Annotated in this window: 10 protein-coding genes; 8 read left to right on the top strand and 2 right to left on the bottom strand. The window is 66.5% G+C overall.

What is annotated here, in order from left to right; all coding sequences use genetic code 11:
* Positions 1–155 precede the first annotated feature (155 nt).
* Positions 156–1376 carry a cyclic di-GMP phosphodiesterase gene (locus OIK44_RS12210; protein ID WP_273671025.1) on the top strand — a complete coding sequence of 407 codons (1221 nt, stop codon included), beginning with the start codon at positions 156–158 and terminating at the stop codon, positions 1374–1376.
* A 181-nt stretch (positions 1377–1557) separates the two neighbouring features.
* On the top strand, positions 1558–2760 hold the full coding sequence (locus OIK44_RS12205) for a YaiO family outer membrane beta-barrel protein (RefSeq protein ID WP_273671024.1): 1203 nt from the start codon (positions 1558–1560) through the stop codon (positions 2758–2760).
* 84 nt (positions 2761–2844) lie between these two features.
* Here the strand turns inward: OIK44_RS12205 and OIK44_RS12200 are convergent, their stop codons facing one another.
* The gene (locus OIK44_RS12200) at positions 2845–5736 is read right to left on the bottom strand and encodes a TonB-dependent receptor (RefSeq protein ID WP_273671023.1); all 2892 of its coding nucleotides are present in this window, start codon (positions 5734–5736) and stop codon (positions 2845–2847) included.
* A gap of 295 nt (positions 5737–6031) precedes the next feature.
* Here OIK44_RS12200 and trhA point away from each other — a divergent pair, with 295 nt between their 5' ends.
* Positions 6032–6649, top strand: coding sequence for a PAQR family membrane homeostasis protein TrhA (gene trhA / locus OIK44_RS12195; protein ID WP_273671022.1), 618 nt, complete (start codon positions 6032–6034; stop codon positions 6647–6649).
* Between the two features lie 25 nt (positions 6650–6674).
* On the opposite strand, the gene OIK44_RS12190 is transcribed toward trhA, so the two are convergent.
* Entirely contained in the window at positions 6675–7871 is a 1197-nt protein-coding gene (locus OIK44_RS12190) for an MFS transporter (protein ID WP_273671021.1), read from the bottom strand.
* Between the two features lie 162 nt (positions 7872–8033).
* On the opposite strand from OIK44_RS12190, the gene OIK44_RS12185 reads away from it, so the two are divergent.
* From OIK44_RS12185 to OIK44_RS12165, 5 genes are all read left to right on the top strand, one after another.
* Positions 8034–8915 carry a LysR family transcriptional regulator gene (locus OIK44_RS12185; protein ID WP_273671020.1) on the top strand — a complete coding sequence of 294 codons (882 nt, stop codon included), beginning with the start codon at positions 8034–8036 and terminating at the stop codon, positions 8913–8915.
* Positions 8916–9025: 110 nt separating this feature from the next.
* Positions 9026–9403, top strand: coding sequence for a LiaF transmembrane domain-containing protein (locus OIK44_RS12180; protein ID WP_273671019.1), 378 nt, complete (start codon positions 9026–9028; stop codon positions 9401–9403).
* Entirely contained in the window at positions 9393–10103 is a 711-nt protein-coding gene (locus OIK44_RS12175; RefSeq protein WP_273671018.1) for a LiaI-LiaF-like domain-containing protein, read from the top strand. Before OIK44_RS12180 ends, OIK44_RS12175 begins: the two co-directional genes overlap by 11 nt.
* 3 nt (positions 10104–10106) lie before the next feature.
* Positions 10107–11174, top strand: coding sequence for a sensor histidine kinase (locus OIK44_RS12170; RefSeq protein ID WP_273671017.1), 1068 nt, complete (start codon positions 10107–10109; stop codon positions 11172–11174).
* A 4-nt stretch (positions 11175–11178) separates the two neighbouring features.
* The gene (locus tag OIK44_RS12165; protein ID WP_273671016.1) at positions 11179–11913 is read left to right on the top strand and encodes a LytR/AlgR family response regulator transcription factor; all 735 of its coding nucleotides are present in this window, start codon (positions 11179–11181) and stop codon (positions 11911–11913) included.
* Positions 11914–11919: the final 6 nt, after the last annotated feature.

Here is an 11919-nt window from a genome sequence, read left to right as displayed (position 1 = left end):
TCGTTTTTTATCTATTGTTAGAATTTTAAGTGATAACGATATACTATCTTGACGCGCTGGGCGCGGGCGCGATGGCCTTGTCGCTGGGCAATTTTTTTAAGGAAATTCGTGTATTCTGCTTGTCATGTATGTCAGACAGCCGTCTGGAGTGGTGTATGAAGCAATTGAAAAAAATAAAGGTGCAGGATTTGCGCTTGGGCATGTTCCTGCACGAGTTTGACGGGGCGTGGCTGCAGCATCCATTCTGGAAAACGAAATTTTTGTTGAGCGATCCGGCGGATTTGCGCGCCGCCCATGACAGCGGGGTGCAGGAATGCTGGATAGACCTGGACAGGGGCGCGGCCGAGGCGCCCGCGTCCGCGCCCGAGCCGGAAGCCGCGGCCGCGCCGCGCGTGGTGCTGCCGGCGGCGCGGCCGGTGCCGCCGGTGAGCGCCTCCTTCGACGAGGAAATGCACCGCGCGGCGACCTTGTGCCGCAAGGCGCGCGACGCCACCGTGTCGATGTTTAACGAGGCGCGCCTTGGCAACGCCATCGACGCCGAGCAATGCGTGCCGCTGGTCACCGAGATCGCCGAGTCGATACTGCGCAACCCGGGCGCGCTGATCAGCCTGGCGCGCTTGAAGAGCAGCGACGACTACACGTATATGCATTCGGTGGCGGTGTGCGCGCTGATGGTGTCGCTGGGCCGCGCGCTCGGTTTCGACGAGGAGGGTTGCCGCGAGGCCGGCCTGGCCGGCTTGTTGCACGATATCGGCAAGGCCAGCATTCCGCTGGCGATCCTGAACAAGCCCGGCAAGTTGACGGACGCGGAATTCGAGGCCGTCAAGAGCCATCCGCTGCGCGGCCACGAATTGCTGGTGCGCGGCGCGGCGGCCAATGCCACGGCGCTCGATGTTTGCCTGCACCATCACGAAAAAATCGACGGCAGCGGTTACCCGCACCGCCTGCAGGGGGAGGACATTTCGCTGGTCGCGCGCATGGGCGCCGTCTGCGACGTCTACGACGCGATCACCTCGAATCGCCCCTACAAGTCGGGCTGGGACCCGGCCGAGTCGGTGGCGCGGATGATTTCGTGGAAGGGCCATTTCGACCAGCGCATACTGTCCGCCTTCATCAAGACCCTGGGCATCTACCCGACCGGGGCGCTGGTGAGGATGAAGACGGGCCGGCTGGCCATGGTGATCGAGCAAAACCCGGCTTCGCTGACCAAGCCGGTCGTCAAGGTGTTCTTCTCGACCAAGTCCGACACCTATATCCCGGTCCAGCGCATCGACTTGTCGCAGGCGCATGAGCGCGACAGCATCGCCGGGCGCGAGCCGCGCGAAAAATGGAACTTCGCCAAGATCGACGAACTGTGGGCGGGCGAGTTCGCCTGAGCGCGCCCGGTCAGCCTTGCACGCCGCCGGCGGGACCCCTCACGCGACGATCAGCGTTAATCGATGCCGGGTCCGCTCTGTTGAGGTCGCGCAAACAGACGCGACAATGGTGGAATTGCGCCGCCGCACGGCGGTCGAACCCGGTAGCGCATGAGCGTTATCGTCGGGACGGGGCGGCACCATGGATACCTATTTGCAACTGACCAGCGGCGCGGACAAGGTGGTGTTCGCCGCCTCCACGTCCGAGGTCTGTGGCAAGTCGACGCAACTGCCGTTTTGCGAAAACGGCGATGTCGTGCCGGGCGCCACCAGCAAGGGGCGCTGGTTCTACGCCTGCGCCAAGGCGATCGAGCCGCTGGCCTACTTCCGCCAGCGGCGCCGCTTCAGCTATGTGGGCGACGTTGTGTGGGCGATCAAGCGCCAGATCCTGCATCCGCGCAATTGCGGCCGCGTCTTCAATGTCGGCTCGTATGGGAAGGTGTCCCTCTTCGAACTGGCGCAGCGGGTCAAGGCGCGCGCCGGCAGCGCCTCGGAGATCGCCTTCGTTCCGTATGCGAACGCCTACGACAGCAATTTCGAGGACATGCCGGGGCGCATCCCGGATCTGCGACGCCTGCGCGAGGCGGCGCGCGCGGCGCTGGCGCTGGCGCTGGGAGCGGCCGCGCTGTCGCAGCGCGCCGCCGCCCAGCAGGCGTGGAGCTTCGACGCCGCCACCGAGCCGTCGCGGGTCAGCGCGGGCGCCCGCGACATGACGTGGTGGAACCAGCACCTGCAGGCGAGCTACCGGGCCGGACCGGGGCTGGGCTGGTATGCCGCCGCCGACAGCGAGCACCGCGAGCAGGGTGACGATCTGACGCTGAGCGCGGGCGGCCACCGCCGCATCCAGGACTGGCTGCTGTCGGGCCGGATCGGCGCCGGCGTCCAGCCGGCGTTCGCGCCGCGCTTCAGCGTCGAGCCGCAACTGGCTCGCCTGTTCGGCAACGTCGCGCTGCAGGCAAGCGCCGTGTACCGCGCGTTTCCGCAGTCGCGCGTCAGGATAGGTTCCCTGGCGGCGATCGTCTACAACGGCGACAGCGAGTTCGAGCTGAAGCTGTCCTATGGCAGCACGGAACCGGCCGGCCACCGCATCCGCGTCGTTGGCGTGCGCGCCGCGTGGGATCGCGGCGGCGCCTTCAGCTACGGCGCCAGCGTCAGCGCCGGACACGGCCTGTACGATGCCATCAACGTCCCCGGCAGCGAGGCCAGGCGCGGCTGGATCGTCAACGCCAACGTGCGCTACCGCATCGACGCCGCCAGCAGCGTGCGCCTCGACCTGACGCTGGGCCGCGAAGAGCTGTCGTTCCGCCAGCGCGCGCTGGGCTTGTCCTACCGGAGGGAATTTTGAATAGCCTGGCCTACCGCAATTTCAAGGCGCTGCGATAGCCGGTGAAGGGGCCGCGTCGCGCGGCCCCGCTTCAAGTCCCGGACATCAGAACTTGTATGTCGCGCCGACGTTGAAGAAGCGGCCCACCGCGCCGGCCTGGTGCAATGCCGGGTTGTAGAACGACGAGGCGGCGCCGCCGTAGGTTTGGAAGTCCAGCGGCGGTTTCGCGTCGAACACGTTCAGGATGGCGGCGTGGAAGCTCAACTGCTTGCTGTACTGGTACTTGGCGAACAAGTCCAGCGTCGTGAAGTGTTTCACGGAGCAGAACTCGGCCGGCGCCGTGTTGAACGCCCCGCTGCCATTGGTGATCGCCGCGTCGCAGGTCAGCGCGCTGGTGGTGGACGGGTCGACGACGCTGTAGCTGCTGACCCAGTTCACGGTGCCGCTGACTTTCACCGGCCCCTGTTCGTAGGACAGCTTGATCTGGGCGCGGTCGCGCGGATTGCCGGTGTCGCCGGAAGTTCCGGACGGGCCGTGGGTGCCGGCCAGCTCGATGGCGGCGCCGCCAGCCGTGCCCTGCTTGTAGCTCAGCATGTGCGTGTGGTTCAGCTCCGCCGTCACCTTGGCCGCGTTCGGCAGCGAGAAGCTCCAGCGCGCGTCCAGGTCGATGCCGCTGGTCTTTGTGAACAGCGCGTTTTCATATGGATACGGGGAGAAGATGCGGTCGCCTATGGCCGGCGTGGCAGTGCCGATGCTGCCGTCCGGCAGCACGAATGGCTGCGAAGTCGGCGTGCCGCGCACGACAAACGGCGCCGCATCGTAGTTGGGATCGCTATTCGCGCTGATGATCTGGTTGTTGACGCGGATGTTGTAATAATCGATAGACGCGCTGAAGTTCTTGAACGGTTCAAGGATCAAGCCCAGCGTGTACGATTTGGATTTTTCCGGCTTCAAGTCCTTGCCGGGCAGTTGCACGCCGCCCACCTGCACGGCGCACTGCTGCGGGTAGTTGCCGGGTATGGTGGCCGGATCGCTGTCCTTGGGGCCGTCATTGGCGCACAAGATCGGGTCGCGCGAGGCGCTGGCGAAGAAGTAGGAGCCGGTGTTGCCCGATTCGGCGGGGTTGGGCGCGCGGAACCCTTCGGCGTAGGTGCCGCGCAAAGCCACTTCCTTCAAGGGGCTGAACTTGAAACCGAGTTTAGGCGTGGTGGAACGGCTGCTGCCGCTGACCTTGTCGAAACGCACGGCGGCGTCCAGCTCCAGCGTCTTCAGCACCGGCGCGACCAACTCCAGGTAGGCCGCGGAAATATTCTGCTTGCCGATGGCCCAGGCGGTATTGCCGACCTGGCTGCCGTTGGCCACCCCTTCCGGCGCGCGCGCATCCAGTTCGCGGTGGGTGAACTCCGTGCCTATGCCGATGGCCAGCGGGCCGCCGTCGAGTTGCAGCAGCTCGCGCGAGCCGCGCAGATTGACGAACTGCAGGATGTCCTTGGCCTTGGCGCGCTGGGTCGGCGCGATGAAGGCGCGCTGTTCGGCCGTGTTGCCGCTGGCGGCCGCGCCCACGCGGTAGGGGTGCAAGGGGTCGTTGAAGGCCGCCTGCAGATTTTCAATGTTGAAATAGCCGTCATTGGTTTGCTTGACGGTGTTTTCCGTGTGGCCGATCGAGGCGTTGATGTCCCAGCCGCTCCAGCTGCCGTTCAGCTCGGCGACCAGGCGCACGGTTTGCGCGTCGATTTGCGAGCGGCGTCCGCCCAGCTCGGGAAAATTGTAATGCAGGTACTGCCGCGTGCCGGTGGTGTTGCCGGGGTAGGTGGCGGGCACGGTGATGGCGACCGGCGCGTTGTCCGGGCGCAGGCGCGGCAGCATATTGGGGCCGAAGGCGAGCGCCGACAGGCCGCGCGACGCGCTGTGCGAGCCGACCTGGCTGGCGTCCGACTGGAACACCGAGCCCTTCAGGTTCATTTCCCAGTGCTCGCCCAGTTTTTGCGTGTACGAGGCCATCAGATTGAGGTTCTTCGTTTCCGGCTGTATTTCCAGGTCTTCGTCGCGGTAGGTGCATTGGCTGGCGAGCATTTGCGCCCCCGTGCAACCGGGCAGGAAGGTAAGCTGGTTGCTGCCGATCATGTCGCGCAGATAGCCGGTGCTGCTGCCGGGCAGGCCGCCGTTGGCGTCGTTCGGCACGCCACGCGTCAGGTTGTTGCCCATCAACGCATTGCCCGGACCATAGCGGTAGGTGCTCCAGTCGGTCCGGGTGAAGTCGCCCTTGCGGTCGCGCAGCAAGATCTTGTTCTGCTTGCGGTATTCCAGTGCGATGTAGGCGTTGCGGCCATCCTTCTCCAGGTCGCCCCAGCCGTAGATGCCGGACAGGTGCGCCGTCTTGCCGTCGCTGTGGCCGCTGGTGCCGCCCTCGGCGGAGATTTCCGCGCCCGCGTAGCGTTTTTTCAGGATCACGTTGACCACGCCGGCCATCGCGTCCGAGCCGTAGATCGACGAGGCGCCGTCTTTCAGCACTTCGATGCGTTCGATCGCCTCGAAGGGAATCTGGCTGATGTCGACGAAGCTGCGCTGGCCGTCGTCGGACAGTGCATAGGGCGCCATCCGGTGGCCGTCGATCAGCACCAGCGTGGCGCCGACCGTCAGGCCGCGCAGCGAAATGCCGCTGGCGCCGCCGGAAAAGGCGCCGCTGAACGATTGCGACAACGTGCCGGCACCGTTCGCCGTGATGTTGCGCAACACTTCGGAAACGGTGGTGTAGCCGGAAGCCTTCAACTCCTGCACCGTCAGGATTTGCACGGGACTGGGCGTTTCCTTGTCGGTGCGGCGGATGTTGGAGCCGGTAATTTCAACGCGCTGCATGACGCTGTCGCTACCTTCTTGTTGCGCCTGGGCAGTCGGCATCGCCAGCGGCACCGCCACCGCCGTGCAAAAGGCCAGGCGTATCGCCTGCGGCATGGTTTTGCTCTTCAATTTGTTGAATTCTTTGAATACGACGTTCATCAACATTCCTCCAGAAAACTACGTGAAACTGCATAAGAGTGGATGCCCCGGAAACCGTGTCGTCGACTTTGCGCCCCGGCTTGTCCATACATCCTCACGTATCTGAGCATCTGATTGCTTATATGTCAATTTTATTCAAGTAGAACTGTTGCGAAGAGACTACGGCGGCCACGGCCCGGGCCGGCGCGAAAGCGCTAGCGCAAAAGCGCTAACGCGAAAGCGCTAGCGCAAAAGCGGCTACACTGGTGGCGCCGCGCGCGCCCGCGCCCGGCGCCAACGACAAGGCCATCGCCCCATGTATCACGGAGAACGTTTCAACAGTATCAGCCACAGCATCGGCGCGGCCCTGGCCGCCGCAGGCGGGGCGCTGCTGCTTGTGTTGGCGGTGCGCTCGGGCGACCCGTGGAAGATTGTCAGTTTCAGCATCTACGCTGCCATGCTGCTGACCTTATATCTGACGTCGACGCTGTACCACAGCGTGCGCGGCGCCGCCAAGGACGTATTGCGCCGGCTCGACCACTGCGCCATCTATCTGTTGATCGCCGGCACCTACACGCCGTTCACGCTGGTCACGCTGCGCGGGCCGTGGGGCTGGTCGCTGTTCGGCGTCGTCTGGGGGCTGGCTGTCATCGGCATTGCCCAGGAAATTTGCTACGCCAAGGGCGCGCGCGTGCTGTCGCTGGTGATTTATGTGCTGATGGGCTGGCTGGCGCTGGTCGGCGTGCAACCGCTGATCGCCGCGCTGGGCTGGGACGGCTTTCAGTGGCTGGCCGGCGGCGGGCTGTTCTACACCGTCGGCATCGTCTTTTACGCGACCGACCACAAGCTGCGCCACGGCCACGGCGTCTGGCACTTGTTCGTTCTGGGCGGCAGCGTTTGCCACTACGTCGCCGTGCTGCGCTACGTGGCGTAGGCGGACGCCGCCGCCCGCGCCCCGCTTACGGCCGCCGGCGCGGCGACAGGAGCAGGGCCGTCGCCGTCAGCGCGAGCAGCAGCAAGGCCACCGGGCCCAGGCGGCCGTGGGGAATCACCACGGCCAGGCTGCCGACGCCGGTGGCGATCAGTTGCAGCGCGAAGCCGAACAGCGCGGTCGAATGGCTGCCCTGGCCTTTGACGGCGTCGAGCGCGGCCGCCATGCTGTTGGGGAACAGCACCGCCTGTCCCAGCGACACGGCGCAATACACGCACAGCACCAGGGCCAGCAGGGCGCCGCCGTCCAGCCGGCCTTCGCCCAGCGTGGCGCCGGCCAGCAGCAGGGCGCCGGCCGCCAGCATCAGCAGCAGGCCGGCGCGCATCAGGCGCGCATAGCCGAGCCGCAGCGCCAGACGGTTCACCAGCAGCGAGCCGCAGAAGTACGCCAGCCCCAGCAGCAGCCCGGCGTTGCCGTACTGGCGCGCGCTCAGCCCCAACTGCTGCTGGAACAGGTAGGGGCCGATTTCCTGCAAGTAGATCAGCGCGCCGTAGCCGAGCGCGCCGGCGACCATCGGACGCCGGAACCCCGGATGGCGCAGCACCGCCAGGTAGGCCGCCACGTGCGACTGCGGCGCGGCGGGCGCGGCGCCGCGCATCGGCATCAGCAGTACGGCGACGGCGAGTATGGCGCTGATGGCCGCCAGCAGCAGGAACTGGGCTTGCCACGGCGCGTACTGTTGCATCAGGCCGCCGAGGAATTGGCCGCCGCCCAGCGCCGACACGAAGGAAAACGACAGATACGACAGGTTGCGCGCCAGCAGAGCGCCGTTGGCATTGTCGCGCACCAGGATGCGCCCGACGGTGGACGCGCCGCCCGCGCCCACGCCCTGCAACAGGCGCGCGCCGATGAAGGCGGGGCCGCCCGTGGCGCCGGCCGCCGCCACGCTGGCCAGGCCGAACAGGGCCAGCGACAGCAGCAGCACGGTTTTGCGGCCGTAGCGGTCCGTCGCCGCGCCCCAGAACAGGATGGGCGCGGCGCTGCCGAGAAAGTAGGCCAGCAAGGACAGCGAGGCCTGGTTCGGCGCCAGCCGCAGCGCGCCGGCGATGTCGGGCAGCGACGGCAGGTAGAGCGTCACGCCCAGTTGCGTCAGGAATACCAGCGCGCAGCTGAGGAGGAGGGTGGCGCCATTGCTGGCGTGGGCGTGGGGTGTTTCGGTGTGCATCAGGACGAAACTCGCTGAGGTGAGGAGCGCACGGTGGCGATATTATTACTTTTATGGAAAAGATGGCAAAAAGCCGATCAATATACACGAAAGGGGCGGGGCGCATGCATGCCGCCGCCGCCCTTGCCCTATAATCGGCGCTCACGGCAAGCAAGGACAATAGTGGACATTCATTCCGACGATCTCAGGGTCTTCGTCGCGGTGGTCGACAGCGGCACGCTCAGCGCGGCCTCGGCGCACCTGGGCCAGACCACCTCCGGCGTCAGCCGCGCGCTGTCGCGGCTGGAGGAAAAACTGGCCACCTCGCTGCTGACGCGCACCACGCGGCGCATGGAGCTGACCGAGGAGGGCCAGTTGTTGCTGGAGCGCGCGCGCGGTATTCTGGCGGCCATGGAAGAGGCCGAGGAAAGCATCCGCATGCGCCGGCAGAGTCCGGCCGGACGCCTGTGCGTCGACGCCGCCTCGCCGTTCATGCTGCATTGCGTGGTGCCGCACGTGGCCGAGTTTCGCGCCCTGTACCCGGACATCCGCCTGGAGCTGAGCAGCAACGACCGCATAGCCGACCTGCTCGAACACCGCACCGACGTCGCCATCCGCATCGGCGCGCTGAGCGACTCGACCTTGCACGCGCGTGCCCTCAGCGCCAGCCCGCTGCACCTGCTGGCCAGCCCCGACTACCTGCGGCGCCACGGCGTGCCGGCCACGCCGGAAGCGCTGGCCGGGCATGCGCTGCTCGGTTTCGCGCAGTACGAGCTGGGCAATGTCTGGCCGCTGCGCCACGCCGCCGGCAACACCCTGCACATCACGCCGGCGCTGACCGCTACCAGCGGCGAGACGCTGCGCCAGCTGGCGCTGCACGGCCAGGGCATCGCCTGCCTGGCCGATTTCATGAGCCGCGACGACCTGGCCGCCGGGCGCCTCGTCGCCGTGCTGGAGCACTGCTCGACCGGCTACCGCCAGCAAATCCACGCGGTCTACTACCGCAACACCCAACTGTCGCAGCGCATCAGTTGCTTCCTCGAATTTTTGCAGCGCAAGCTGTGACGGCGCCCCGGCGCCATTCACCGGCGCGGCGCCGCCATTCGCCGAAAAGCGCTGTCGCCGCGCGACATTCCCGCGTATCGTCACATTGAACCACCCGACAAGGAGACATCGTGGGCACCGACCATCGCTATTCCTGGCGCAAACAACTGCTGTGGGGCCTGCTGCTGATCGGCCTGGGCACCCTGTTGCTGCTCGAACGCCTGCACCTGATCGCCTTCGATCCTGCCCTGCTGTGGCAATACTGGCCGGCCCTGCTGGTCGTTTTCGGCATCAATAAACTGCTGCCGCCGGCTTCGCCCCGGCAGATCGTCGGCGGGCTGGGGCTGATTGCTTTCGCCGTCTGGTACTACCTGTCCTTCGAGCAACTGCTGGGCCTGAACTTCCGCAACAGCTGGCCTTTTTTGCTGATCGGCTGGGGCGTCGGACTGGTGCTGGAACCGCTGCTGAACAACTATGTCGCCACCAAGGAGCGCAAGAATGAAGAATAATTCGCAACTGAATCAGCCCGGCGGCATCATCGTCGGCGTCCTCGTCATCGTACTCGGCTGCCTGCTGCTGCTCGACAATCTCGGCTGGATCGAATTGCGCTACGCCATGCATTTCTGGCCGGCCATCCTGGTCATCGCCGGCATCTTGAAAGTCGTGCAAAGCAATAACACCTCGGGCCACGTCGTCGGCGCCGCCCTGATCGTCGTCGGTCTGTTGCTGCTGCTCAAACGCCTGGGCCTGTTCTACCTGAACTGGGGCACGCTGTGGCCCGTGCTGATCATTTTCATCGGCCTGTCGGTGGTGTTCAAATCGCTGCGCACGCAGCACGCGCGGCTGGGCGCCGCGGCCCGGCTGGACAAGGAGGCGGCGGACGACGCCGTCATCGGCGTCACCGCCATCCTGGGCGGCTACACCCGGCGCATCACCACGCCGGCCCTGCGCGGCGGCGAGGTCACGGCGATCATGGGCGGCTGCGAGCTGGACCTGCGCCAGTCCTCGCTGCAGGGCGAGGCCGTGCTGACCGTGTTCGCGCTGTGCGGCGGCATCTCGATCAAGGTGCCGCCGGACTGGACCGTGGTGTTGCAGGGCACCCCCATCCTCGGCGGCTTCGACGAGAAAACCGTCGCCCCGCCTGACGGCACGAAGCGCCTGATCGTGCGCGGTTGCGCCATCATGGGCGGCATCGAAGTGCGCAACTAGGCGATGCCGGGGCCGTTTTCGAGCCGCCGCGGTGTCGCCCTGTACGCGCTCGTCTGCCTGAGCCTTGGCGTGGCGCTGGCGGCCGTCATCGTCATGGCCGCCGACGCGCACTGGGGCAACGCGCTGCTGTTCGCCTTGCCGCTGACGCTGGTGTACGCCGTGGCGGCCGGCTTTTCCGCGTTCTACCTGTGCCGCGCCTATCCCTTGAGCGGGCGCCCGCCGCTGGCCATCGCCGCCGTGATGAGCGCGGCGGCGCTGGTTGCCGGCCTGCTGTGGCAGGCGCTGGCGCAGTTCTGGAACGGCCTGAGCCTGCTGACGGAGCTGCGCTGGGCCGGCATCGCCCTGACGCCGGCCTTGTCGGCGTTGCTGTTCGGCCTGGGCGTGCTGCTGTATGCGCTGGCGCTGGCCCTGCACTACCTGGCGCTGGAGTTCATGCGCGCGACGGCGGCCGAGCAGGGCGAGATGCAATCGCAACTGGCCGCCCAGGAGGCCCAGTTGCGCATGCTGCGCACGCAGATCGACCCGCACTTCCTGTTCAACAGCCTCAATTCCATCAGCGCGCTGACCTCGGCCAACCCGGCCGGCGCGCGCGAGATGACCGTGCAACTGGCCAGTTTCTACCGCCGCAGCCTGGGCATGGAGGCGCACAAAAAAGTCCCGCTGGGCGAGGAAATGCAGTTGATCCGGCATTTCGTGGCGATCGAACAGGTGCGCTTCGGCGCCCGCCTGCAAGTCGAGGAGGCGCTCGACGAGGCCGCCGCCGCCTGCCTGGTGCCGCCCATGCTGATCCAGCCGCTGGTGGAAAACGCCGTCAAGCATGGCGTGTGCAAGATGACCGAGGGCGGCACGATACGCATCGCGGCGCGGCGCGCCGGCAGCATATTGCGCATCAGCGTGCTGAACCCGGTCGACGCCGACTTGCCTGCGGCGCGGCCCGGCGGCATCGGCCTGGACAATGTGCGCCAGCGCCTGGCCGGCGCCTACGGGCACGAAGCCAGCATCCACTGGGCGCGGCGCGGCGCCAGCTTCGGCGTGGACATCGCCATGCCGGCCCAAACCAGCGAGGACTAGACAGATGCGCGTGATGATTGTGGACGACGAGGAATTGGCGCGCGCGGTGCTGCGCGAATTTTTGGCGCGGCACCCGGACGTCGACATCGTCGCCGAGTGCGCCAACGGCTTCGAGGCCGTCAAGGCGCTGGCCGAGCTGGCGCCCGACCTGGCCTTCCTCGACATCCAGATGCCCAAGCTGGACGGCTTCGAGGTGGTCGAGCTGGCCGCCGGCAAGACCCGCTTCATCTTCGTCACCGCCTACGACCAGTACGCGCTCAAGGCTTTCGACTGCCACGCGCTCGACTACCTGCTCAAGCCGTTCAGCCAGCAGCGCTTCGACCAGGCGCTGGCGCACGCCAGGGCCAGCGTCGGCCGCGCCGACGACGGCGCCGCCGGCCGCATGGCGCGCAAAGCGGCGACGCGCCGGCAGCCGCTGGCGCGCGTGCTGATCCGCGACGGCGCCAAGGTCCACGTCATCGCCTGCGACAAAATCGACTACATCGTAGCGCAGGACGACTATGTGCAAATCTGCGCCGAAGGCCAGTCCTACCTGAAAAACCAGACGCTGGCCGAGCTGGAAAGCCAGCTCGCGCCGGACCGCTTCGTGCGCGTGCACCGTTCCTACCTGCTCAATATCGACTGCGTCAGCCGCATCGAGCAAGTGAGCAAAGACAGCCACGCCGCCGTGCTGCGCGACGGCACCCGCCTGCCGGTCAGCAAAAGCGGCTACCAGAAAGTGCGCGGCCTGCTGCAATAGCGGCAG

This window comes from Janthinobacterium fluminis (assembly GCF_028595325.1).
Taxonomy (GTDB): domain Bacteria; phylum Pseudomonadota; class Gammaproteobacteria; order Burkholderiales; family Burkholderiaceae_D; genus Janthinobacterium; species Janthinobacterium fluminis.
This window is presented reverse-complemented; position numbering and strand designations above follow the sequence as displayed.